The organism is Thalassospira sp. MCCC 1A01428, from assembly GCF_002115825.1.
Lineage (GTDB): Bacteria > Pseudomonadota > Alphaproteobacteria > Rhodospirillales > Thalassospiraceae > Thalassospira.
The window spans coordinates 55,821-79,706 of the sequence record NZ_JFJZ01000005.1; the positions used below are offsets into that span (position 1 = coordinate 55,821).

Consider the following 23,886-nt stretch of genomic DNA (forward strand, 5'->3'; position numbering starts at 1 on the left):
TTCATGACATTACCGATTTCTTTCCGGCAAATCTTTTACAGGCCAGCGCGTAACAGGGGTTCCACCTGGGCACGATACTGGGCCAACATACCATTATTGAAATAGCCAACGGCACATTCAAGAACCTCGTCATGCGGCGTTTCAGCCTTGTCTGCTTCGGCGTTATCTGTCGTTTTATCGCCATCTTGTGGTTCGATTTCGTCGGTTTGCGGGTTCGGGGCCTGGTCTTCCGGGTGGAAACCGGCATTACCCAACCGTTCGATTTCGATATTGGCAGCACATTTATCGGCCTGCACCGTGGTAATTGTTTTACGCGGGTCCCGACGACGCGGCGGCAGGGCATGGGCAAGGTCAATTTCGCGGTCAAATTCTTCAGCGTCTTTTAACTGCACTTCAATATCTGGCACCACGCCATTGCCTTGCACAATGTGATCTTCCGGGGTGGTATAGTATCCGGTGGTGATTTTAACACCACCGCCCCCCGAAAGCGGCATAATCCGCTGCATCGACCCTTTCCCAAACGACCGTTCGCCAATAATTATACCGCGCCCGTTTTCACGCAGGGCAGCCGCCATCAGTTCCGCACCGGATGCCGAACCGCGGTCGAGCAAAATCACCATCGGCGTACCGTCAAAATAACTGCTGCGGTCCGCTTCGTAGGTGCGCATTTTGCGCTCACCACGGCCTTCTGTCGCAACAATCAGGCCCTTGGTCAAAAACTGGTCGGCCAGGTCGGCAGCAGAATCCAGCAAGCCACCAGGATTACGGCGCAAATCAACAATGATGCCGCGCGGATTACGGACTTTATCTTTTAATTCCTGCAAATAATCCTGGGTTTGCTCGAGCGTATTGGCATCAAACCGCGACACCCGCACATAGGGAATGTCATTATCGATAATAGATGCAGTGACAGAGGGCACCTCGATTTTGGCACGCCTGATCGTGACATCAAACGTCTTTTCCTTGCGCAAAATGCCCAGTTTTACCGGCTCGCCAACCCGGCCCCGCATAAGCCGAACGGCCTCGGCAATCGGTTGGCCTTTCATGTCATGGTCGTCAATCCGGGTAATGCGATCATTTGGCTGCAATCCTGCACGTGCGGCAGGCGTATCATCAATTGGCGAAACAATGCGGATCTGTTTGTCTTCATCCTGGGCAATAACAATGCCGACACCGGCAAAGCTGCCTTCCGTGCTTTCCTGCAAACGCTTGAACATATCTTCCGACATATAGGCGCTATGCGGGTCAAGGTCATGCAGGCTTTGATCAAGGGCTTCACCCACAATATTATCTGGCGAGTGGTCCTTGGTTTCCAGTTTGGGCAGAGATGCTATCGCGTCATCAACAAATTTGGCCGTATCGACATCAAAAACATATGTTTCACGCAACACCTGTACCGTTTCGATAAACAGGCTATCTGCCCGATCCAGCTGATCTTCTGTTGCGTTCTCGTCAACATAGTCACGATAGGCATCAAGGAAGCGTTGCTCATCCTGATTGGCCCAAACCGGACCGGCACAGGCCACCAATCGCGTTCCGGCAAATGCAATGATAATCCCGAAAACGATTGGTAAAATTCCCTTTCGCAGCACCGCCTGCTCCTTGTACTTAAATTCAAACTTAATCAGACATTATATCCTTCATCGCATAAACGCGACCCGGAACCTGATATTTTAAAGACAAATATATCCTAATTGCGGCATGGCAATATATCGATGGCCTTATATGGGCACTTAATTGCACGGACACAGTATCAGGCTGGTACTTTTCATCGTGCAGGCGTACCAAACTACAATATGGACTCGAAATCCTGTTCGGGCTTTATTATGCTGTAAATAACAATTGATGCTGGGGCACAAAAGACCACAGCACATCCGAGCGGGCGGCTCACATTTTCAGGAGACGTCATTTTTCATGACTGACTATTCGCCGCCAATAGACGATATCCGTTTCATTCTTCATCATGTTATCGGTCTTGAAGAAATTTCGGCCTTGCCCGCCTTTGCCGAGGCCACAGCCGATACAATTGATGCCATTCTTGACGAGGCAGGCAAACTTGCCGCCAGTCACCTGGCCCCGCTTAATCGTGTTGGCGATTTGCAGGGCGCCCAAATTTTGGCCGATGGCACGGTAAAAACGGCCGATGGCTGGAAAGATGCCTATCGCCTGTTTCAGGAAGGCGGCTGGCAAGGTATTGCAGCAAACCCGAAGCATGGTGGCATGGGGCTGCCCTTGGTGGTGGGGGCCAGCGTTGCCGAATTCTGGCATTCCGCGAATATGGCGTTCGCCCTGTGCCCGATGTTAACCGCTGGTGCGATCGAACTGCTCACCACCCATGGGTCCGGGGGCCAAAAGGACTTATATCTTACCCGCCTTATATCAGGGGAATGGACTGGCACCATGAACCTGACCGAACCCCAGGCAGGGTCCGACCTTGCCCAGGTGCGAACCCGTGCTGTTCCTGATGATGACGGTAACTGGCGCATTCATGGACAAAAAATATTCATCACATATGGCGACCACGACCTGACGGAAAATATCGTTCATCTGGTTCTGGCGCGCACCCCCGACGCACCCGAAGGTGTGCGCGGCATTTCCCTGTTCATTGTGCCCAAATTTCTAACCGACGATCAGGGGGCTATTGGCGCGCGTAACGATATCCATACTGTCTCGCTTGAACACAAGCTGGGGATTCATGCCAGCCCGACAGCGGTATTGTCTTTTGGTGACACCGACGGCGCGATTGGCCAGATGGTAGGCGCAGAAGGCAAGGGCCTTGCTGCCATGTTCACCATGATGAACAATGCGCGCCTTGCCGTCGGGCAACAGGGCATTGCCATTGGCGAGCGCGCCTATCAGCAAGCACTTGATTACGCACGAACCCGAATTCAGGGACGTGATACCAACACCGGAACCCCTTGCCCTATCCTTCATCATCCTGATGTTTCAAGGATGCTTCTACGGATGCGTGCCAGTACCGAAGCCGCACGAATACTGGCCCTGTATACAGCAAGCCAGATGGACATCGCCCATCATCACCCGGACCCTGAACACCAGAAAAATGCCCAGAATCGTGCCGATCTGCTAATTCCGATGGTTAAGGCATGGTCCACCGACCTCGGTGTTGAAAACGCCTCGCTTGGTATTCAGGTCCACGGCGGCATGGGTTTTATTGAGGAAACCGGCGCGGCCCAACATTTACGCGACGCCCGGATCGCGCCAATTTATGAAGGTACCAACGGCATTCAGGCCCTCGACCTGATTGGCAGGAAACTCCTGCGTGACCAGGGCCAAACCGCCACGCAACTGATTAACGACATAAAAAATGACTGCGAAAATATTGCTGCCGCAACACCGGATATGGCATTTGCCCTTTCAGGGTTTCAACAGGCGATTAAACAACTTGAAGCCTGCACCAGAAACATTCTGAACCAATGTGCAAATGCACCCGACATGGCTCAAGCCGTCGCCAGTCCCTATTTGCGACTTTTTGCCACTATTTGTGGTGGCTGGTTAATGTGCAAATCGCACGCAACGGCCCTGAGCCAACCACAAGGTTTCTCATCTGCCTTTCTGACACAAAAAACGGCATCAACCGGTTTTTACCTGACCCAGATCATGCCCGAATGCGCGATGCTGGCCGCCCAGGTTGAGAACTGCCTTGATCCCGCATTTACCTCAGTCTTTCGCGCCAGCATGGTCGATCCTGAAGTCAGCTTTGCCAACTAGCACCCAAACAATCCCCCGCCACGAAATTGCCCGATCCCCGGATCATGGCATCTTCGTGGCGGAGAACAATAACCTTGCCCTCAAAATCACATTGTAACGCCCGGCAAAACAGCCCGAAACCGGCAAGCAAGCCTTCAATTGCGTAAAACCAAAAAAATACGGAAATTTTCGGCCAATTTCCTGTTTCTGTTTTTATCGGCTTCTCTATAATCCGCCCGATGAATCGCTTAACCCGATATATGCTCAAACAGCAGCTTATCATGATGGTTTTTGTGACACTGGGTTTGCTCTGTGTCATCTGGCTGTCGCAAAGCCTGCGTTTTGTTGAAATGATTGTAAACCGGGGTCTGTCGATTTCGGTCTTTTTGCATTTAACCTCGCTTTTGCTGCCCAGCTTCCTGACGATCATTTTACCGATCGCCCTGTTTTTTGTTGTGGTTTTTACCTACAACAAACTTATTCAGGATCGTGAGCTGATCGTCATGCGTTCGGCCGGGCTTAGCCAGTGGGCGCTGGCAAAACCTGCTATTTTTCTGGCGATTGGCGTGGCAGCAGTAGGTTATTTTTTAACGCTCTATTATCTTCCCTACAGTTATCGTCAATTCAAGGAACTGCAATATACCATCCGAAATGACTATTCCTCGGTGCTGTTGCAGGAAGGTAGCTTTACCGATATTGACGGGTTAACGATTTATGTGCGCGAAGTCGGGCAGGATAACGAATTGATGGGCATTCTTGTTCATGATGCCCGTAATCCCAACGCGCAAAGCACCATGATGGCCAAAAATGGTGCGCTGGTTCGCACCGATAAAGGCCCGCGCATTGTGCTGCTGGATGGCAACCGTCAGGAAGTCAACACCACGGACGGCACGATGTCCATCCTGTATTTTGACCGTTATGCCGTTGATATTGCCGAAAATATTGATGATCCGTCTCTGCGATATCTTGAGGCACGCGAGCGCAGTGTTGGCAACTTGCTGACCGCCGACCCGCCCGATATCCAGCCCCAGGACATCAGAAAATACCGCGCAGAAGGGCATGAACGGCTTATTTCGCCGCTTTACGCCCTGGGCTTTGCATCACTGGCACTTGCTGTTCTGGTATCGGGGAGTTTTTCCCGCCGCACGCAACATTCGCGCTTGCTCATTGCCATTGCCATGATGGTTGGCTGCGAAGCCATGTCGATTGCGCTTAAGAACATTGCCGCTAAGAACCCGGCCTTCATTGTGTTGATGTATATAAACGTGCTGCTACCTATTGTCGGCGGCCTGTACTGGACCTTCAGGGGGCCTAAAATTACATTGGCACGCAAAGATAACAAAGGACCGGAAGACCACGAAGAAGGATCCCGCGCATGAGGGTCTCTCCCATTCTAACGTGGTATTTCGGTCGCCATGTGCTATTTTCCATTCTTGCCATTCTGGTTTTGCTGGTCGGTTTGATTTTTATTGGCGATGTGATCGAACTTTTGCGCCGTGCCAGCAGTCGTCCCGATGCCACCATGACCATCATTTTGCAAATGGCCACGGCCCGCATTCCATTCATGACCGAAAAGGTTTTGCCGTTTGGCGTGCTCTTCGGGTCGATGTATTCATTCTGGAAACTGACCGGCAATCAGGAACTGGTTGTAACCCGGGCCGCCGGGGTTTCGGCATGGCAGTTTTTGCTCCCGCCCCTTATGTGTGCTTTCTTGCTCGGCACCATCCAGATGACCGCACTGAACCCGCTTTCATCCATTCTGCTCCAAAAATACGAAAAACTCGATGCCCGCTATCTCAAAGGTGTGACGAGTGTGATGAACCTGTCATCTAGCGGGTTGTGGCTACGCCAGGGCACACAAAAAGGCCAGGCTGTTATTTTTGCCCGGACGGTTCAGTCCCAGGAAGAAGAGCGCATCGATTTACGCGAAGTAACTGTCTTCCGGTTTGAAAATCTGGATGATTTCACATCACGCATTGATGCAGCCCGGGCCGTTCTGGAACCCGGCTTGTGGCATTTCTATGATGCCTGGAGCTTTGTGCCGGGACAAAAAAGCACTTTTACCAAAGACATGGAACTGCCGACCAATCTGACCGCGCGTAAAATCCAGGACAGTTTTGCCTCGCCCGATACCATGTCGTTCTGGGACCTAAAGCCGTTCATCAATTTGCTTGAACGCGCCGGTTTCAATGCCAAACGGCATCGCATCCACTTCAACAGCCTGCTATCCCGACCGCTTTTATTATGCGCCATGGTTTTGATCGCGGCAGCATTTTGTCTTAAATTTTCTCGACGGCGCAGGGTCTCTCTTGTTATCGGTGGTGGTGTTACCACGGGATTTCTGTTGTATTTCTTTACCGACGTTGCTTCTGCACTGGGTGTTTCGGGTGGCTTGCCTCCGGCCCTGGCAGCTTGGGCACCAGCTGGTATTTCTGCATTGCTGGGAATATCAACATTGTTACATCTGGAGGATGGCTAACTAGATGGCGGACTTGTCAGGGGGAAGTCTGAAAGCACTGGCTGTATGGGGCATGATCGGGGGCATTATTACAATGACCACGCCTGTTATCACATACGCTCAGGGCACAGACGCAGCGAAGCCAACCGTAAAAACCAGCACCCGGGATAGTAGCACGGGTGACAAAACAGATGCGGCGGCAGAAAAAGAAAACCAGTTGCTTTTTTCGGCCGACGAGGTTGATTACAGCGACGATTTAAAAACGGTTACGGCGCGCGGCAATGTTGAAATCTCGCGCGACAACCGGGTTTTAATGGCCGACACGGTCAGCTATGACATGACCAATGACGTGGTTTCAGCCAGTGGGAATGTCAAACTGCTTGAACCAACCGGCGAGGTTATGTTTGCCAATTATGTTGAACTGACCGGCGATTTCAAGGAAGGCATCATCAAGGATATTTATATCCTGATCGATGACCATACCCGTTTGGCTGGTGTAGGTGCGCGCCGTAGTGAAGGCAATTTCACCGAACTGGCAAAAGCCGTTTATTCGCCGTGCAATGTCTGTGCTGATGATCCCGAAAAGCCGCCTTTATGGCGCATTCGCGCTGCCCGTGTCATTCATGACCAACAGGGGCAAAATATCGAATATCAGGATGCCCGTCTCGAATTTGAAGGCATACCTATTTTATACAGCCCCTATTTCAGCCATCCTGACCCGACCGTTAAACGCCGGTCCGGTATATTGGCCCCCACATTTGGCAGCACCAGTTATGTCGGCAGCCGTTTTGAACTGCCCTATTACTGGGCGATTGATAAATCCAGCGATCTGACATTGCGTCCCATTATCACAACAGATAAGGGCCCCGTGCTTGCATCCCAGTATCGCCGCAAGTTCGATACCGGCAATCTGGACATTCTCGACAGTATCACCGAAGGTGGTGACGATGGCTGGCAAGGGCATATTGATGCCAGGGGTCGTTTTGATATCGACAATAACTGGCGCTGGGGTTTTGATGCTGAACAGGCATCAAGCAAAACATATATGTCACGCTACGGCTTTGGCTCACCGTCGGTTCTAACCTCGAATTTGTTTGGCGAACGTTTTTCAGGTCAGAACTATGGACGTATCGACGGATATTATTTCCAGGGCTTAAAAGAAGAAGACAATCGTGCCACCAGCCCGCTTGTCTTGCCTCATGCCCAGTATCATGGTCGTGGTGATACCAACCCCAATGGTTCCTATACCACTTTTGATCTGGATGCCCTGTCCCTATCACGGCGAACCGGGGCCGATTCCAATCGTCTGTCGGGCAAAGTTGGCTGGGAACTTCCACATATTGGCACGTATGGCGATGTTACCAAACTAACCCTGTCCATGCGGGGTGACAGCTACATGGTAAACAACGTCACCCGCGACGGCCAATCCGATTACACCGGCTATGTCGGGCGGACCGTTCCCCTCGCCGCGATTGACTGGAATATGCCCTTTGTCCGCGACGAAGGTGGCTACCATCAGGTCATCAAACCGATTGCAATGGTTGCATGGTCACCCAATGGTGGCAACCCGGACGAAATTCCCAACGAAGATTCCCAGTCGTTTGAATTTGACGACATTAATCTGTTTTCCCATGACCGTTATGGTGGACTGGATAAAACCGAAGACGGGCTACGTGCAAGTTATGGGCTGGAATGGGGGGTGTATGGCGCAAATGGTGGCTATACCAATGCCCTGTTCGGTCAAAGCTATCGTCTGGCTGATAATGGTACCTTTGCGGAAGGTTCCGGCCTTGATAAACATCTTTCAGACTATGTCGGTCGCATCACGGTCGCGCCGAACCAGTATGTAGACCTGACCTATCGCTTTCGGCTCGACAATAATGACTTTTCACCGCGCCGCAATCAGTTGGCTGCCGGGGTGGGTGAAGAACGCATTCTTCGCCTTGACCTTAGTTATTTGCAGTTATCTGAAAATGCCGGATCCGACGAATTTAACGACCGTGAAGAGCTGTATTTCAACGCACAGCATCGCTTTGACGACCATTGGTCAGGCAATGCTTATGGGCGTTTCGACATGGATCAGGATGCCGACCCCCTTGAATACGGCATCGGCTTTGAGTACGAAGACGAGTGCTTTCTCTTTGACGGACGTGTCCGCCGGACATTTTACCAGGATCAGGATCTTGGACAATCCGACGAAATCATCTTCCGTCTCGTCTTTAAGACATTGGGCGAATTTGCCTCGCAAGCAGGACTTTAACAGAATATGAGACCTTACATTTCCAGACCGTTTCGGCTTTGCGTCATGCTTGTTGGCATTGTTCTGTTGACCTTGTCGAGCGGCACCGCCCGCGCCCAATCAACAACCATTGGTCTTGCTGCGGTCGTTAACGACCAGCCAATTTCTGTGGTTGACGTGATTGACCGCCTTAATCTTGTGGCTGCCACATCCAACATCCAGTTAACGGATGACCGGCGCCGTGAAATGATCCCGCAAATTCTGCGGCAGCTCATTGACGAAACCCTGCAAATGCAGGAAGCCAAACGTCGTGGCTTTACCGTGTCTGATAATGACATGGCGCGGGCCACCGCCGCCGTTGAGCAAAATTCCGGTATGCCACCAGGTGGCCTTGAACGGTATTTGCAACAAAGCCACATTCCGATTGAAACCCTTCAGGACCAGCTTCGTCCGCAAATTGCATGGCAAAAAATCCTTGGTTCCATGCGTCGTGATATCGAAATTTCCGAAAGCGAAATTGACGATGTTCTCGAACGCATCAAGCGCAACCAGGACAAGCCCCGCACGAAGGCCCAGGAAATTTTTCTTCCCATCGATAATCCCCAGGAAGAAAACAAGGTTCTTGACGATGCCCGCAAAATTGTTGGGGCCCTGCGTAATGGTGCAAGTTTCGAAGGGCTCGCTCGCCAGTTTTCCGCCAATGCCAGTGCTGCCAATGGCGGCGACCTTGGCTGGATGTCGTCAGGCGAAATGGATAAACCCCTGGAAGATGCCCTTAGCAACATGTCTCCGGGGCAAATCAGCTCCCCCATCCGAACCATCCGCGGGTTCTATATTTTGAAATTGCTGGATCGTGCGCAGGGTGACGCCAATGCCGAACGCGATATAAAGCTGGACCTGTACCAGCTTTATATTCCGATTGCCGAAAACGCCAGTCAGGACGAAATCAAAACCAAAGTCGGCATTTTGCAAAATGCGCGGGCAACGGCAAAAAGCTGTCAGGATATGGCCAACATCGCGGTTGACCTGGGATCGGACCTGAGCGGACGCACCAAAGGTGTGTCACCGCAAGAACTGTCGCCCACCGTTGCGAACGCAGTTAGCCAGATACAGGAAGGCCAGACCACCAATGTCATCAAGGTTGATGGCGGCGCACTGGTCGTCATGTTGTGCGGTCAAACCGTACAAAGCACCCTTCCTGACCGTGAAACCATTCGGAACCGCCTGACAATGGACCGGTTGGAAATTACCGCCCGTCGCAAATTGCGCGAACTGCGCCGCGAAGCCTTTATCGATATTCGTATCTGATCAATCGCTGCCAACAACATGTGAGATTGCCGATGGCAAACCAACAGCCACACCCACTGGCAATGACCATCGGCGACCCCGGCGGCATTGGCCCGGAACTGGCCCTGAAAGCCTGGCTGGCACAAACAGCATCCGCAACCGGCACCAGAAAACAGGGCAGCAACATGCTGCCCTTTTGCCTGATCGGACCTTCGCGTATTATGGCACAATATGCCACGCAACTGGGCCTGCCAGTCCCCATTGTCCAGGTTGAGAACGCGGCAATGGCCAGTTCTGTTTTTGCCCGTGCTTTGCCTGTTTTCGAAATTGCCGATAATGACGCACCAGTCATTCCTGGCGTCGCCGCCGCAGCAACCGCGCCCATGGTTATCAACAGTATCGAAACTGCCGTTCAATTAACACGACAGGGCATTACCTCGGCTGTTGTTACCAACCCGATCCAGAAAAGTGCGCTTTATCAGGCTGGTTTCCCTCATCCGGGCCATACCGAATTTCTGGCAGAACTTGCAGGTCCGGGAACAACCCCCGTCATGATGCTGGCAAACAGCAAATTACGCGTGGTGCCGTTGACCATCCATATTGCGCTGTCACGCGTCGAAAGCGAACTGACACCGGATCTAATTGTTACCCTTTGCAAAATCACAGCCGCAGCCCTGACCCGCGATTTTGGCCTGCTTCGCCCCCGCCTTGCCATTGCCGGCCTAAACCCCCACGCGGGCGAAGATGGCACCATGGGAAGCGAGGAACAGACCATTATTGCCCCCGCCATTGCCCGGTTAAAGGCCGAAGGCTACGACGTTACAGGCCCGTTGCCCGCTGACACCATGTTTCACGAAGAAGCCCGCGCAGCTTATGATGTTGCCTTATGCCCCTATCATGACCAGGCTTTGATTCCGGTCAAAACACTGGATTTTCACGGTGGCGTTAATGTAACGCTGGGCTTGCCCTTCATTCGCACATCACCGGACCATGGCACTGCCTTAAACATTGCCGGCCAAGGTGTTGCACGCGTGGATAGCTTGCTTGCCGCCCTGAAAATGGCGGGTCAAATGGCCTATAACCGACTTTCACCGGAAGAAACTCCATCACATGAGTGAAGCATCCCCCTCCGCCGAAAATGAAACTGGCAAAATGGCCAATGATGGCCTGCCGCCCCTTCGCGAGGTCATTGCGCAGCACGACCTTTCGGCAAAAAAGAAATTTGGTCAGAACTTTCTGTTTGACCTGAACCTGACGGGCCGTATTGCCCGGGCGGCGGCCCCGCTTGATAATGCAACCGTGATCGAAATCGGCCCCGGTCCCGGCGGCCTGACCCGTGCATTGCTGTTTAATGGTGCAAAAAATCTGACGGTGATTGAACGCGACCCGCGATGCCAACCTGTCCTTGCCCAAATAAGCGCACATTATCCCGGCTGCCTTCACGTCATAGACGGTGATGCCCTTGAGGTCGATGTAACAACTTTGGGTGCAGCCCCGCGCAAAATCGTTGCCAATCTTCCTTATAATATCGGAACGTTATTATTGATCGGCTGGCTGGAGAAAATCGACGATTTCGCCAGTTTGACATTGATGTTTCAAAAAGAGGTTGCTGAACGGGTCGTGGCAAAACCAAAAACCAAGGCCTATGGCCGGTTATCTGTGCTGTGCCAGTATCTATGTGATTGCGATATTCTGTTTGATGTCCATCGCAGCGCATTTACCCCGCCGCCAAAGGTAACATCGGCTGTCGTTCAGCTTGTTCCCAAAGCTGACCGTGGTACCGAAATCAGCCTGCAAAGCCTGGCAAAGGTGACACAGGCAGCCTTTGGTCAACGCCGCAAAATGTTGCGTGCCAGTTTAAAAAGCCTGAATGTCAATGTACTGGAATTGCTGGAAAAAGCAGGCATTGCCGAAACATCACGGGCTGAAGAGCTTGATGTTAACGCATTTGTACGCCTGACACAGCTTTACGACGCAAGATAAACCCTGCCAGTCCCGGCCCACCCCTGAATTTCCTGGTTGGCGAGGTTCTTCAACATTGGCTCCGCTGCTACGAAAATTACATAACCCGTTGTGCGAACCAGTTCTCCATATAAACCTTATAGAGAACTGGTTTGATCCCCACAAATCCCCTTTGATCGTCGGGGATTTCCAATCAATCGGTCAGCAGTTTTTTTACAAACGCATTTAATTCCATCTGGCGCTCACGCTTCACGCGCTCCGCCCCGATAATATGCTGCACAGAGGCCAAACACTGTTCCAGGTCATCATTGACCAAAACATAGTCGAACTCCTCCCAGTGGCTAATTTCAGCCCCTGCCTTGGCCATGCGTTTCATAATCACATCATCGGCATCCTGCCCGCGATCACGCAAACGGCGTTCAAGTTCAGCTGAAGATGGCGGCAACACAAAAATTGAAACCACATCATCGCCGCCTTTTTCGCGTAGCTGGCGTGCGCCCTGCCAATCAATATCAAACAACACATCGCGCCCTTCGGACAATGCCTGTTCAACAGGCTGGCGCGGGGTGCCGTAATAATTGCCAAAAACCTCGGCCCATTCGAGCAGTTCGTCATCGGCGATCATGTGTTTAAAACCGTCCACCGATTTGAAAAAATAGTGAATGGCTTCTTCTTCACCCGGCCGGGCGTCGCGTGTCGTGGCCGAAACAGACAGCGAAATCTGGTTATCCGTTGCCAGCAATTGCCGCGTGATAGTTGTTTTTCCCGCCCCGGAAGGCGCACAAAACACCAGCATTACACCACGACGTTTATGAGAATCAATCATGGGTCCGTCCTTTATAACACGCAGTTATTCAACATTTTGAACCTGTTCGCGCAGCTGATCGATGATCACTTTCAAGTCCATGCCGCAACTGGTCAGGTCTATGTCATTCGCTTTAGAACACAATGTATTGGCCTCGCGGTTGAATTCCTGACACAGGAAATCCAGCTTACGGCCAATCGCGCCACCCTTGGCAATCATGCTGCGTGCTGCTGCGATATGAGCTTTCAAACGGTCGATTTCTTCACGCACGTCAACTTTGGTCGCCAGCAAGGCTGCTTCCTGATGCAAACGGTCGGCATCAAATTGACCGGCATCCATCAAATCACCAATCTGGCGCTGTAACCTGGCCCGAATAGCTTCCGCACGGGCACCGGCACAGTTTTCTGCCTGCGCAACCGTCTGTTCGATCCGGTCAATATGGCCAACCATCATTTCATGCAGCTTGACACCTTCCGCATCACGATTTTCTGCCAATTGGGCAATCGCGTTACTCAAGGTCGCCATCATACTGTTTTCGCGGGCCTCACGTGCCGCATCATCTTCAGTATGTTCAACAGTTTCCAAAACCCCGCGCACATTCAACAAATCGGCAATACTGCCAACATCAAGCTGACTGATCCCGTGAAATTCTTCTGCCAACCCGATCAGATCAGCCAGCAATTCACGATTGATACGATAACTGGATTCTTCACCCGGCCGCGTCACGGTTAAGGTAATGCCGATATTGCCGCGCTTGAAGGTTTTGGAAACAGCGTCGCGTACCGGGGCTTCAAGGCGTTCTGCCCCGTTAAGGCGCGCCCGCACGTCAAGCCCCTTACCATTCACACTGCGAAGTTCCCAGACCCAGCCAAATCCATTACCCGCCCCTTCGGCGCGGCCAAACCCGGTCATGCTTGAAACGGTCATGTTGCTGTCCATCCTGTTATAATATGTGAGGTTTTATAACGTCGCCCGGCGATCCCGCCAAGGAATACTCGCGGTATTTTCAAAATTGCGAATATAAAGGTCATCCATATTGATGCCCCAATCATCCGTCATGGTCGCGGCAAGGTAAAAAAGCCTGATAAAGCCATCCAAACAAAATGGAATACGTCCACGTATGTCTTTGCAATATAACGCAATTCTAATCACTGGTGCCAGTTCGGGTATTGGTGCAGCTTTGGCACGATATTATGCCTGCGCCGGTGTTACGCTGTTCATTAGCGGACGCAACCAGGCGCGCCTGAAGCTGGTTGAAAATGACTGCCGGGACGCCGGCGCCAATGTTTTTGCCGATATTCTGGATGTCACCGACAAGAACATGATGGCCGATTATGTTAGCAAATGCCACAGCATCATGCCCTTAAGCCTGGTCATCGCAAATGCCGGTATTTCCGCGGGAAGCGGCGATGACGGCGAAACGCCAGATCAGGTCCGCCATATCATGGCGACAAATGTTGACGGTGTATTAAATACCATTGATCCGGCTGTCGCCGTTATGAAACAACAACAACGTGGTCAAATTGCCATCATGTCGTCGCAGGCATCATGGCGCGGCCTGCCCACAGCGCCGGCTTACTGCGCCAGCAAGGCTGCTGTTCGCATTTACGGCGAGGCCCTGCGAGGCAGCCTTGTACGCGACAGAATACGGGTAAATGTTATCTGCCCCGGCTTTGTAAAAAGCCGGATCACCGATGCCAATAATTTTCGCATGCCATTTTTGATGAAAGCATCAAAAGCCGCCAGGATCATTGATCGTGGCCTCACCCGTAACAAAGCGACGATTGCCTTTCCCTGGCAAATGAACATGCTAACCAGCATGTTAAAACATTTGCCATCCGCCATATTTGACCGCGTCGTTGCCCGGCTACCCAATAAACCTGCCCGTCGGCAAAATTCGCAAGCCAAATAAACATATTACCCCCCAAACGCCTGATAAGCAGATGCGTTTGGGGTGAGACCTGGTCGCCCAAACTGGCATGGAAAGCGGACCACAGAGCCGCGCTGCCGCCCACCCGGCACCGTCTCGCGTTAGTTTAACAAAGAAAGACCGTAAGCACCGGCACCGGAATTTGGCACGGCCCAGGCGGGCATCCGCCACTGGGCAAAAAACCGGATAATCCCAAACCGGTAAATTACCCTTGCGACACATAACTGGTCGCTTGTAACCGCGCATAACGCCTAATTATCGTTATTATCGGCGCGCAATTTACGCCAGCGCGCAACATTGCGGTTATGTTCATCCAGCGTCCTGGCAAAAGCATGCCCGCCGGTGCCATCGGCAACAAAATAAACTTCGTCGGTTGCCGCAGGATGCAGCACAGCATAAATGGCTTCGCGACCGGGATTCGTAATCGGTGCAGGCGGAAGCCCGGTTACAACGTATGTGTTATACGGGCTTTCAAACTTAAGGTCAGCACGGCTTAAGGCCCGGTCAAGTGGCAAGTCAGGGCTTACCGCGTAGGCCACTGTCGGGTCCGACTGCAATCGCATATTTTGACGCAGGCGGTTAACAAAAACCCCAGCAACGCGGGCGCGCTCCGCAGCAACACCGGTTTCACGCTCTACAATGGACGCCAGGGTTAATGCCTGCAACCGGGTATCAAACGGTAAATCGGCGGCACGTTTGGGCCAAAGTTTTTCAACAAGGTCAGTTTGTGCCTGGGTCATCCGGTCAAGAATACCCTGTTTACTGTCCCCATAGGAAAACTGATAGGTTTCGGGCAAAAGGGTGCCGTCATCAGGCACGGTGTCAATGGTGCCAACCAGGCCGTCAACACGTGCCAGCCGCTTTACAATCTCGACGCTGCGTAAACCTTCGGGAATGGTCACAAACCGTTTAACGGTTTCCCCGGATGCCAGAATTTCGGCAGCCTGCCGCGGACTAACCCGGGCGGGGAAATGATATTCGCCAGCCTGCAAGGAATGATCCAGCTGCGACGCCCGCACACCCGCCAGAAAAATAAGCGGATCAGCCACAATTTTTTGCCGGGTCAGAATAGTCCCGATCTGGCGCACGCCGGTCCCTTGCGGAATAACAAGGTCAATCCCCTGTGCAAGGCGGCTGGGTGATGTATAGGCAACATACACATACACCGCCGCGCCCCCAAAAACGAACGCAGCGGTGATGCATAAAGTACCAAGTAAGAGCAGAAAACGCCGCAATGCGTTCCCCTACTGACTTGTTAGACCGATTTGAACACCAGCGATGCGTTGGTGCCCCCGAAGCCGAACGAATTCGACAATGCGTAATTGACCTTGCGCTGTTTGGCTTCCAGCGGCACCAGATCAATACCAAGGCAAGCCTCGGACGGATTGTGCAAGTTCAGGGTCGGCGGCACCACACTTTCGTGGATCGCCAGAACCGAGAACACAGCTTCAATCGCGCCGGCAGCCCCTAACAGGTGCCCGGTTGCCGATTTGGTCGACGACATCGACACATTGTTGATGGCGTCCCCAAACAGGCGTTTAACCGCGCCCAGTTCAATTTCGTCACCCAGCGGCGTCGATGTCCCGTGCGCGTTGACATAATCAACCTGCTCGGGCGTGACACCGGCATTGCGCAAGGCATTGCGCATCGAGCGGAAACCACCATTACCATCCGAAGCCGGAGCCGTAATGTGATAGGCATCACCCGACATGCCATAACCGACAACTTCCGCATAAATGCGTGCGCCGCGTGCCTTGGCATGTTCATATTCTTCCAGCACGACACAGCCGGCACCTTCACCCATAACAAAGCCGTCACGGCCCTGATCCCACGGGCGGGATGCTTCGGTCGGTGTATCGTTATAACCGGTCGACAGCGCACGGGCAGCGGCAAAACCGGCCATGCCCAAACGGCAAACAGCAGCTTCGGCACCGCCAGCGACCATAACATCGGCATCACCCAGCATGATCATGCGCGATGCATCACCAATGGCGTGCGCGCCGGTCGAACATGCGGTAACAACAGCATGGTTCGGGCCTTTAAGCCCGTGCTTGATTGAAACCTGGCCAGAAACCAGGTTGATCAGGCAGGAAGGAATAAAGAAAGGACTGACACGGCGAATTTTGCCATCGGCAATCAGCTGTGCAGATTCGGCAATACGCGGCAACCCGCCAATCCCCGAACCAATCATCACCCCGGTCGCTTCCTGGTCTTCTTCCGTTTCCGGAACCCAGCCGGAATCAGCCAGCGCCTGATCAGCAGCAGCGATACCAAAGATGATAAACTCGTCCATCTTTTTCATGTCTTTGACAGAAACATGGTCTTCGGCATTAAACAGGCCAGCGCCCGTTCCACGCGGAACCATACCCGCAATCTTTGCGGGGATATCAGTAACATCAAAATTATCGATGGTTCTGATACCTGATTTTCCGTCCAGCAGCCCCTGCCATGTGGCCTGGGCACCGTTTGCGACAGGCGTGACTGCGCCAATACCGGTTACAACTACGCGTCTCATCCCGCTTTACGCCTTTATTTTATGAAAATTGCAAAGACGAAAAGGGCGCCCGAGGATGCCTCTGGCGCCCGCGTCAAACAGCAAAATTAGCCGTTTGCCTTTTCGATGAAGTCAATCGCGTCTTTGACGGTCAGAATTTTTTCAGCGGCATCGTCAGGAATTTCAACGCCGAATTCTTCTTCAAACGCCATAACCAGCTCGACGGTGTCCAGGCTGTCGGCGCCCAGATCGTCGATGAAGCTGGCGTTTTCCGTGACCTTGTCTTCTTCAACACCGAGGTGTTCGACAACGATCTTCTTCACGCGATCTGCGACATCACTCATAGCTTAAATCCTTCAATAGGTTCTTTGTCAGTTAGTTTATCTTGTCCCGAAATCCGCCCTTTCAAGGTACGAACGGGGACCGTGAAACCGGCGACCGCAATTGCCGGTTCCGGTGATTTGGTATAGCGGCCTCTTTTAAACAGAAAAGCAAGCAACCCGCAACGGGTTAAATCATCGCCATTCCGCCATTTACATGCAAGGTCTGACCTGTGACATATCCAGCCTCGCTACTGGCAAGGTACAAAACCGCTGCTGCGATTTCTGCACTTTCCCCCATACGACCGGCAGGAATAGCGCCTAACAGCTTTTCTTTCTGCGTATCGCCAAGCTCGTCGGTCATTGCCGTGGTGATAAAACCAGGGGCAACACAGTTTACAGTAATACCTCGCACAGCAACTTCCTGCGCCAGTGATTTGGACCAGCCAATCATACCTGCTTTGGCTGCCGCATAGTTGGTTTGCCCCGGATTCCCCGTTACACCAACGATCGAGGTAATATTAATAATACGGCCAAAACGACGCTTCATCATGCCACGCAAGGAATTACGTGCCAGTTTGAATGCTGCTGTCAGGTTCACATCAAGCACGGCCTGCCAGTCTTCATCCTTCAGGCGCATTGCAAGCTGGTCACGCGTGATACCGGCATTATTAACCAGAATATCAAGCTGCCCGCCAAGGGCTTCTTCCGCCTGCTTGATCAAACCGTCAACCGATGCTGCATCCGAAAGATTACCCGGAACAACCACAGCATTTTCGCCAATTTCGGCAGCAACAGCTTCAAGCCGTTCAGCACGGGTGCCCGAAAGTGCAACCTTTGCCCCGGCCTGCGCCAGAACCCTGGCAATTTCACCGCCAATGCCGCCGGTTGCACCCGTAACCAGTGCTGTTTTACCTGTCAGATCAAACATATATGTTTCTTCCCTGTCGCAATTTAAACCGGTGCAGCGTTACAACGCGCCCAGAAAGGCTTCAATATCGGCCGGACCATTAATTGCGGTCCCTGTCATATCGCGGTCAATACGGCGCACCATTCCGCTCAGAACTTTTCCCGCACCAATTTCAACCAGCGTGTCGATACCCTGTTCTTTCATATAAAGAACTGATTCGCGCCAGCGCACTGTGCCGCAAACCTGTTTGACAAGCAAATCACGGATCGCATCGGCATCCTGAACCTTTTGCGCCGTTACATTGGCAACCAGCGGCACACGCGGCACATTCATTGTAACATCGCCCAGGGCTTCGGCCATGCGGTCCGCCGCAGGTTGCATCAGGGCACAATGGAACGGGGCAGATACCGGCAACAACAACGCGCGCTTGGCACCTTTTTCCTTGGCAATTTCAATGGCGCGTTCCACTGCGGCCTTATGGCCCGATACAACGACCTGACCATTGGCATTGTCATTGGCAGCGGTGCAAACATCACCCTGTGCTGCCAATTCGGCAACGGCGGCTGCATCGGCGTAATCCAGGCCCAAAAGGGCCGCCATGGCACCAACACCCACCGGCACAGCGGCCTGCATGGCCTGCCCGCGAATTTTAAGCAAACGTGCCGCATCGGAAATACTAAATGTGCCTGCCGCCGCCAGGGCCGAATATTCGCCCAGTGAATGACCGGCAACCAGGTCACACTTATCCGTCAGGGTAAAACCGCCCTGATTTTCCAGAACACGGGTAACAGCCAGGCTTACGGCCATCAGGGCAGGCTGCGCATTTTCCGTCAGCGTCAAATCGCCTTCCGGGCCTTCAAACATCAATGTGCTGAGCTTTTGTGAAAGCGCATCATCGACTTCCTGAAACACTTCACGAGCCAACGGAAAGGCCTCGGCCAGTTCCTTGCCCATACCAACGGCCTGCGATCCCTGACCGGGAAATACAAATGCGCGTGTCATTATTGATATAGCACCCTTGTCTGCGTTTATGCCGTTCGGGCAGCCCGACCCGGCTTTTATAAAGGCCCCCTTGATAACGCGCCCGCCCGTCCTGTCAAGACCGGACACCACCGCGCTGGTCAGGAAAAAACCTGCTTTGCCCTCAAAGGTGGCGTAGAATTACACGATTGCAAGAAAAAAGGCAGCAGGTATCATGATTTACCCACTGCCTTCTTATCTTTCCAGGGTTTCAGCCAATCAAGTACCAAAACGGTCCTGCGGCCCCAACCCGTGCCTATTCAAGATAGTTCTGCATGCTTGAAACAACACTGTCCGAAATATGCGATTTGGTAATGACGCCGCGCACATCGGACTGACGCGGCAAACCGCGACAAGGCTGCACAACCACGGCGGCCCGTGCATTACGGCGATGCATACGCTTGATCACATCAAACAATGTGGTTTTATCAACAACAACCACAAAATCCTCGTCAACCAGGTCACTTAATGTTGCATTCGCCTTTTCATTGGCAACGGCATAGAGGTGGTCCACATCGGGAACAACCCCGACAATCCGGTCACCGGCAACCACCACAATCGATGCAACTTTCGGCTTTGCACCAATTTTTTCAACCGCTTCGCTAACCCGCATTGCGGCATCAAGGAAAATCGGGACACGGTCCATTACCTCGTGGGCCGGATGAACCATGAACATATTGCTGTGGCGTTCCTTGGGAATGTGCAACCCGCGCAACACCAGTTTCGATGTATAGATGGTTTCGCTGATCAACATGCGACGTACACCCAGCGCAATTGCCACGGCCACCACCAGTGGCACGACAATGTTATAATCGCGGGTCATTTCAAAAATCATGATGATCGCGGTCATCGCCGCGCCGGTACCGGCCGCAACCACGCCGCCCATACCAACAAGCGCAAATTCAGCCGGATTAATGCCTGCATTGGGGAAAATCATGGTGCCAATAACACCAACAGCGCCGCCCATGGTCGCCCCGACAAACAGTGACGGCGAAAATACGCCCCCCGATGCGCCGGAACCGATACTGACCGACGTTGCATACATTTTGGCAAAAAACAGGATCACCAGCAACGGCAACGATGTCATCCCGCCACGCAGGATGGCCTGAATGGTGCCGTAACCAACGCCATCAACATAATAATTGCCTGCCGTCAGGAACAGGACATACATCAAAATGCCGACCGACAGCATACCGACCGCATGGCGGGTATAATCATTACCGGGCATCTTTTTGAAAAACTTGTCCGTGATCAGCATCGAACGGATCAGCATCCAGGCTGCAACGCCGCTCAGAACACCCAGCACGACATAAATGATAAGGGCTTCAATATCGATTGCTGAAACCTGTGGGATGGCGGCCAGCGGCACTTCAAATGCCGGTGCCAGACCAAAGGAAATACGCCCGATATAGGTTGCAGCACCCGTCGCAATGACCACCGGCAAAAACGTGCGCGTCGACACTTCAGGCATCATCAGTTCAATCGCGAACAACACAGCCCCCAGCGGGGTGTTAAACGTTGCCGCAATACCAGCCCCGGCCCCGGCCGCCAGCAACGTAATACGCTGTCCGGTCGGAAGGTTGCGAAGCTGCGCAATACTGGAACCCAGCGACGAGCCGATCTGAATGATTGGTCCTTCACGGCCAACTGCGGCCCCGGTACCAATTGACAGGGCCGATGCAACGGACTTGATCACTGCCACCAGCGGCCGAATACGACCCTGATTAAAATAGATGGCATTCATCACTTCCGGCACACCGTGACCTTTGGCTTCGGGTGCGAAATTATTAACCAGAAAAACAACCAGCATCCCGCCAAGAACGGGAACAAGAATAATAAGAGGCCCCCATGACGACGGCTCGGTCAGCATATTGGCATCATATTCCAGCGTAAAAGTGCCATAAAACGCCAGATTATGAATAATCGCGACCAAGGCGCGAAACGCGACTGCGCCATAACCGGTAATGATACCGACGACTAGGGAAAAGAAACATAAAGTAAGCAGTGTCGCGCGCCGGGGAGACGCGCCTTCAACCTGGGATTCAACCATCACCAAACCATGTACATTCTGAGTATAGCCCGGTCTAGCGCCCGATAACATAAATCCCCAGCCCCGCTATTTTTGTTGTCAGTGGGGGGTGGCCGGGAAAATGTGCAATGAAGAGAGGTCGACCGGTTCGACGAATGGCATTAAGAACTACCTGCACACCCTTTGCAAATCAAGGGAATATCGGGCTTTGCATAGCGGCTCTTAGAAAAGTGCAACGCTTTTATGACAAAATTTCCCGCCTGGCGTACCGTTGAAGAATTGTGCAAACCAGCATTGCAAAAACGGGCAGGTCGAATCGTTTGAACAAGCCGGTATTTGCCGTTGCACCTGATGGCGAAAAGTGTATATTGCCCGGCTCACGGCTCCTTGCCGGGAATGCCCGGCTATGCCTGCTCGACATGAGGTCGTTCAGGAAGAGACAAGCCACAAGGGGTGATTAGGAGAATTATGAGCAAGTACGAAAGCGTGTATATTGCACGTCAGGACTTCTCGACTGCACAGGTCGAAGCCCTGAACGAAAAACTGAACGAAACCCTCGTAGGCCTCGGCGCAACTGTTGCCAAGACCGAATACTGGGGCCTGCGTTCCCTGACCTACCGGGTCAAGAAAAACCGCAAGGGTCATTATACCCTCTTTCAGATCGAAGCCGACAAGGACGCGATTGCGGAATATGAACGTCAGATGCGCTTCAATGAAGACGTGCTGCGTCAGATGACCGTAAAAGTTGACGAGTTCGAAGAAGAACAGTCAGCCATTCTGCGTAACCGCGAAGAACGTGGCAGCCGTGGCCCGCGCCGCAGCGGCCCGCGCCAGTAATCGATTAACGAGGAGGATATACCATGGCTGGACGTCGTCTGTTTTTCCGTCGCCGCAAAACCTGCCCGTTCTCGGGTGCGGATGCGCCGAAGATCGACTATAAAGATGTCAAACTGTTGCAGCGTTTCGTTTCCGAACGCGGCAAGATCGTTCCGAGCCGTATCACGGCCGTTTCGGCCAAGAAACAGCGTGAGCTTTCAAAAGCCATCAAACGCGCTCGTTTCCTGGCGCTGCTGCCCTACTCAGACCAGGTCTGAGGCAGTCGGCAAGAGACTTTGTTTTGCGGTCTCGGCCAACGGAGTAGCTGATGTCTTCGCGTGATACCCTATCGTCAATCGGTGCAGGACTGGGCAGTGCGCTCTTGTTTTTGCTGGTATTGACCGGAAATCCGCTAGCGCTGCTGCTTTCCTATTTCGGGCACCTGCCACTTTTCGTTATCGGATTGTGGCGCGGACCCAAAAGCCTGCTGGTTGCGGCAATTGCGGCATGTGCGGCCCTGCTTCTTTTGGGTGGCCCATTGCCGTTCACGGTCTTTCTGGTCGTGATCGCCGGACCAGCGACGATGTTGACCCGCGTGGCGCTGATAATGCGGGCTGACGACTCCGGGAAACCGGCGTTTATTCAGCCCGGTATCATTTTAGCCGCCATGGCCCTGGCCGTTGCCGTGATGATGATTGTCATCCTTGCAACTGTCGCGGCGGATGGTCTGGATATTCAGGGAGTGATCGCTCACTTCCTCTCGACAATGTATTCTGAAATGGGTGTTCCGCTAACGCCGGATGTTCAACAGATCATTGTGATGTTCCAGACATATTTCCCGGCGATTGCGGCATTGTCCTGGTACCTGATGGTGCTGGTCAATGTCATGATTGCACAGGCAATTCTGGTGCGCGCAGGCAAAAACCTGCGCCCGACGCCATCGCTGGCGTCGCTGGCTTTGCCCGGTTGGTCACTTTTTGCGTTTGCCCTGGCCGGGGCATCCATCGCGTTTAGCGATGGCAACCTGGCCTATATAGCGCGCAACGTCGCGGTTGTACTGGCAGTGCCGTTCCTGTTTCAGGGATTGGCGCTGGTACACGGGCAGGCAGCCCGATGGCCGCAAAAGCGTATGATATTGACGGTGTTTTATATCGTCACGGTTCTGTCCAGCTGGTCGTTCATCGCGATCTGCGGACTTGGAATTGTTGAGCATTTAATCAGGCTGCGGGGGAACCAACCGATGACCCGTAGCAATGAGGAGGATCGGTGATGGAAGTTATTCTGCTCCAGCGGGTAGAAAAACTCGGCCAGATGGGTGACGTTGTCACCGTAAAGCCGGGCCACGCCCGCAACCGCCTGCTGCCCCAGGGTATGGCCCTGCGTGCAAACAAGGCAAATCTTGCTGTTTTCGAAGCACAGAAAGCACAGCTCGAAGCTGACAATCTGGAACGCCGTTCGGAAGCCCAGAAAGTCGCTGAAAGCCTTGGCGATCTGGCAGTGACCCTGGTTCGCCAGGCATCTGACGTCGGGCATCTGTATGGCTCGGTTACCGCACGCGACATCGCCGCTGCTGTTACCGATGCAGGTTGCACCATTTCGCGTGGTCAGGTTCGCCTGGAAGCCCCGATCAAGTCCCTGGGTCTGCATGACGTTGTCGTCGCGCTGCACCCGGAAGTCCTGATCACGGTTACCGCCAACGTCGCCCGTACCGAAGAAGATGCCGCCGAGCAGCTTCGTAAAGGTGCGGCTGTTCTTGGCACCATCGACGAGATGGAAGAAGAAGAAGCACTTGCCGAAGAAGCATCCGAAGAAGAACTGGAAGCTGAAGGCGAAGAAGAAGCAGCAGAAGCCAACGCCTGATCTGGTGTTGCCTGACGTTTTTTCAAAAAACGGCGTATCCTTCGCGGG

General features: G+C 53.0%; 21 protein-coding genes. 12 read left to right on the plus strand and 9 right to left on the minus strand.

Features of this window, described 5'->3' with window-relative positions; translation table 11 throughout:
- Window positions 1-35: 35 nt before the first annotated feature.
- Entirely contained in the window at window positions 36-1,592 is a 1,557-nt protein-coding gene (locus tag THS27_RS06020; protein WP_246832862.1) for a S41 family peptidase, read from the minus strand.
- Between the two features lie 322 nt (window positions 1,593-1,914).
- On the opposite strand from THS27_RS06020, the gene THS27_RS06025 reads away from it, so the two are divergent.
- From THS27_RS06025 to rsmA, 7 genes are all read left to right on the plus strand, one after another.
- The gene (locus tag THS27_RS06025; protein ID WP_085588920.1) at window positions 1,915-3,729 is read left to right on the plus strand and encodes an acyl-CoA dehydrogenase; all 1,815 of its coding nucleotides are present in this window, start codon (window positions 1,915-1,917) and stop codon (window positions 3,727-3,729) included.
- A 239-nt stretch (window positions 3,730-3,968) separates the two neighbouring features.
- Entirely contained in the window at window positions 3,969-5,087 is a 1,119-nt protein-coding gene (gene lptF / locus THS27_RS06030) for an LPS export ABC transporter permease LptF (protein WP_085589174.1), read from the plus strand.
- The gene (gene lptG / locus THS27_RS06035; protein WP_085588922.1) at window positions 5,084-6,187 is read left to right on the plus strand and encodes an LPS export ABC transporter permease LptG; all 1,104 of its coding nucleotides are present in this window, start codon (window positions 5,084-5,086) and stop codon (window positions 6,185-6,187) included. Before lptF ends, lptG begins: the two co-directional genes overlap by 4 nt.
- Window positions 6,188-6,191: 4 nt before the next feature.
- The gene (locus tag THS27_RS06040) at window positions 6,192-8,426 is read left to right on the plus strand and encodes an LPS-assembly protein LptD (protein WP_246832864.1); all 2,235 of its coding nucleotides are present in this window, start codon (window positions 6,192-6,194) and stop codon (window positions 8,424-8,426) included.
- A 45-nt stretch (window positions 8,427-8,471) separates the two neighbouring features.
- The gene (locus tag THS27_RS06045; RefSeq protein WP_085588924.1) at window positions 8,472-9,713 is read left to right on the plus strand and encodes a peptidylprolyl isomerase; all 1,242 of its coding nucleotides are present in this window, start codon (window positions 8,472-8,474) and stop codon (window positions 9,711-9,713) included.
- A 32-nt stretch (window positions 9,714-9,745) separates the two neighbouring features.
- Window positions 9,746-10,810: a 4-hydroxythreonine-4-phosphate dehydrogenase PdxA gene (gene pdxA / locus THS27_RS06050; RefSeq protein WP_085588926.1), complete on the plus strand. Its 1,065-nt coding sequence runs from the start codon at window positions 9,746-9,748 to the stop codon at window positions 10,808-10,810.
- Entirely contained in the window at window positions 10,803-11,675 is an 873-nt protein-coding gene (gene rsmA, locus THS27_RS06055; protein ID WP_139835493.1) for a 16S rRNA (adenine(1518)-N(6)/adenine(1519)-N(6))-dimethyltransferase RsmA, read from the plus strand. Before pdxA ends, rsmA begins: the two co-directional genes overlap by 8 nt.
- Window positions 11,676-11,847: 172 nt before the next feature.
- On the opposite strand, the gene gmk is transcribed toward rsmA, so the two are convergent.
- Both gmk and THS27_RS06065 read right to left on the minus strand, forming a co-directional pair.
- Window positions 11,848-12,480, minus strand: a complete 633-nt coding sequence (gene gmk, locus THS27_RS06060) for a guanylate kinase (RefSeq protein ID WP_085588928.1) — start codon at window positions 12,478-12,480, stop codon at window positions 11,848-11,850.
- Window positions 12,481-12,504: 24 nt separating this feature from the next.
- Window positions 12,505-13,386, minus strand: a complete 882-nt coding sequence (locus THS27_RS06065) for a YicC/YloC family endoribonuclease (RefSeq protein ID WP_085588930.1) — start codon at window positions 13,384-13,386, stop codon at window positions 12,505-12,507.
- 193 nt (window positions 13,387-13,579) lie between these two features.
- Between THS27_RS06065 and THS27_RS06070 the strand changes: the two genes are divergently transcribed.
- On the plus strand, window positions 13,580-14,371 hold the full coding sequence (locus THS27_RS06070) for an SDR family oxidoreductase (protein ID WP_085588932.1): 792 nt from the start codon (window positions 13,580-13,582) through the stop codon (window positions 14,369-14,371).
- Between the two features lie 269 nt (window positions 14,372-14,640).
- Here the strand turns inward: THS27_RS06070 and mltG are convergent, their stop codons facing one another.
- From mltG to THS27_RS06100, 6 genes are all read right to left on the minus strand, one after another.
- Window positions 14,641-15,555, minus strand: a complete 915-nt coding sequence (gene mltG, locus THS27_RS06075) for an endolytic transglycosylase MltG (protein WP_246832865.1) — start codon at window positions 15,553-15,555, stop codon at window positions 14,641-14,643.
- A gap of 89 nt (window positions 15,556-15,644) precedes the next feature.
- Complete coding sequence (gene fabF / locus THS27_RS06080) at window positions 15,645-16,904, minus strand: beta-ketoacyl-ACP synthase II (RefSeq protein ID WP_085588936.1); 1,260 nt, start codon at window positions 16,902-16,904, stop codon at window positions 15,645-15,647.
- Window positions 16,905-16,990: 86 nt separating this feature from the next.
- The gene (locus tag THS27_RS06085) at window positions 16,991-17,227 is read right to left on the minus strand and encodes an acyl carrier protein (RefSeq protein ID WP_073956513.1); all 237 of its coding nucleotides are present in this window, start codon (window positions 17,225-17,227) and stop codon (window positions 16,991-16,993) included.
- Window positions 17,228-17,393: 166 nt separating this feature from the next.
- Entirely contained in the window at window positions 17,394-18,134 is a 741-nt protein-coding gene (gene fabG, locus THS27_RS06090; RefSeq protein ID WP_085588938.1) for a 3-oxoacyl-[acyl-carrier-protein] reductase, read from the minus strand.
- A gap of 39 nt (window positions 18,135-18,173) precedes the next feature.
- Window positions 18,174-19,115, minus strand: a complete 942-nt coding sequence (fabD, locus tag THS27_RS06095) for an ACP S-malonyltransferase (protein ID WP_085588939.1) — start codon at window positions 19,113-19,115, stop codon at window positions 18,174-18,176.
- Window positions 19,116-19,389: 274 nt separating this feature from the next.
- The gene (locus THS27_RS06100) at window positions 19,390-21,183 is read right to left on the minus strand and encodes a chloride channel protein (RefSeq protein WP_085588941.1); all 1,794 of its coding nucleotides are present in this window, start codon (window positions 21,181-21,183) and stop codon (window positions 19,390-19,392) included.
- Between the two features lie 447 nt (window positions 21,184-21,630).
- On the opposite strand from THS27_RS06100, the gene rpsF reads away from it, so the two are divergent.
- The 4 genes from rpsF to rplI are packed head-to-tail and all read left to right on the plus strand — an operon-like array spanning window position 21,631 to window position 23,838.
- Complete coding sequence (gene rpsF / locus THS27_RS06105; protein WP_085588942.1) at window positions 21,631-21,999, plus strand: 30S ribosomal protein S6; 369 nt, start codon at window positions 21,631-21,633, stop codon at window positions 21,997-21,999.
- 23 nt (window positions 22,000-22,022) lie between these two features.
- Complete coding sequence (gene rpsR / locus THS27_RS06110; protein WP_085583988.1) at window positions 22,023-22,256, plus strand: 30S ribosomal protein S18; 234 nt, start codon at window positions 22,023-22,025, stop codon at window positions 22,254-22,256.
- A 50-nt stretch (window positions 22,257-22,306) separates the two neighbouring features.
- A complete protein-coding gene (locus tag THS27_RS06115) occupies window positions 22,307-23,248 on the plus strand; it encodes a DUF2232 domain-containing protein (RefSeq protein ID WP_085588944.1) in 942 nt (313 codons plus the stop codon).
- Window positions 23,248-23,838 carry a 50S ribosomal protein L9 gene (gene rplI / locus THS27_RS06120; protein ID WP_085588946.1) on the plus strand — a complete coding sequence of 197 codons (591 nt, stop codon included), beginning with the start codon at window positions 23,248-23,250 and terminating at the stop codon, window positions 23,836-23,838. The genes THS27_RS06115 and rplI overlap by 1 nt, the downstream gene beginning before the upstream one ends.
- The last annotated feature ends 48 nt before the right edge of the window (window positions 23,839-23,886 follow it).

Excerpts from the sequence above, each read along its gene's own strand:
- rsmA (WP_139835493.1), top strand. The coding sequence starts at position 10,803 with ATGAGTGAAGCATCCCCCTCCGCCGAAAATGAAACTGGCAAAATGGCC.
- pdxA (WP_085588926.1), top strand. The coding sequence starts at position 9,746 with ATGGCAAACCAACAGCCACACCCACTGGCAATGACCATCGGCGACCCC.
- rpsR (WP_085583988.1), top strand. The coding sequence starts at position 22,023 with ATGGCTGGACGTCGTCTGTTTTTCCGTCGCCGCAAAACCTGCCCGTTC.
- THS27_RS06085 (WP_073956513.1), bottom strand. The coding sequence starts at position 17,227 with ATGAGTGATGTCGCAGATCGCGTGAAGAAGATCGTTGTCGAACACCTC.
- THS27_RS06045 (WP_085588924.1), top strand. The coding sequence starts at position 8,472 with ATGCTTGTTGGCATTGTTCTGTTGACCTTGTCGAGCGGCACCGCCCGC.
- fabF (WP_085588936.1), bottom strand. The coding sequence starts at position 16,904 with ATGAGACGCGTAGTTGTAACCGGTATTGGCGCAGTCACGCCTGTCGCA.
- rpsF (WP_085588942.1), top strand. The coding sequence starts at position 21,631 with ATGAGCAAGTACGAAAGCGTGTATATTGCACGTCAGGACTTCTCGACT.
- fabD (WP_085588939.1), bottom strand. The coding sequence starts at position 19,115 with ATGACACGCGCATTTGTATTTCCCGGTCAGGGATCGCAGGCCGTTGGT.
- THS27_RS06115 (WP_085588944.1), top strand. The coding sequence starts at position 22,307 with ATGTCTTCGCGTGATACCCTATCGTCAATCGGTGCAGGACTGGGCAGT.
- fabG (WP_085588938.1), bottom strand. The coding sequence starts at position 18,134 with ATGTTTGATCTGACAGGTAAAACAGCACTGGTTACGGGTGCAACCGGC.
- gmk (WP_085588928.1), bottom strand. The coding sequence starts at position 12,480 with ATGATTGATTCTCATAAACGTCGTGGTGTAATGCTGGTGTTTTGTGCG.
- THS27_RS06025 (WP_085588920.1), top strand. The coding sequence starts at position 1,915 with ATGACTGACTATTCGCCGCCAATAGACGATATCCGTTTCATTCTTCAT.
- lptF (WP_085589174.1), top strand. The coding sequence starts at position 3,969 with ATGCTCAAACAGCAGCTTATCATGATGGTTTTTGTGACACTGGGTTTG.
- THS27_RS06070 (WP_085588932.1), top strand. The coding sequence starts at position 13,580 with ATGTCTTTGCAATATAACGCAATTCTAATCACTGGTGCCAGTTCGGGT.
- lptG (WP_085588922.1), top strand. The coding sequence starts at position 5,084 with ATGAGGGTCTCTCCCATTCTAACGTGGTATTTCGGTCGCCATGTGCTA.
- THS27_RS06100 (WP_085588941.1), bottom strand. The coding sequence starts at position 21,183 with ATGGTTGAATCCCAGGTTGAAGGCGCGTCTCCCCGGCGCGCGACACTG.
- rplI (WP_085588946.1), top strand. The coding sequence starts at position 23,248 with ATGGAAGTTATTCTGCTCCAGCGGGTAGAAAAACTCGGCCAGATGGGT.
- THS27_RS06040 (WP_246832864.1), top strand. The coding sequence starts at position 6,192 with ATGGCGGACTTGTCAGGGGGAAGTCTGAAAGCACTGGCTGTATGGGGC.
- THS27_RS06065 (WP_085588930.1), bottom strand. The coding sequence starts at position 13,386 with ATGACCGTTTCAAGCATGACCGGGTTTGGCCGCGCCGAAGGGGCGGGT.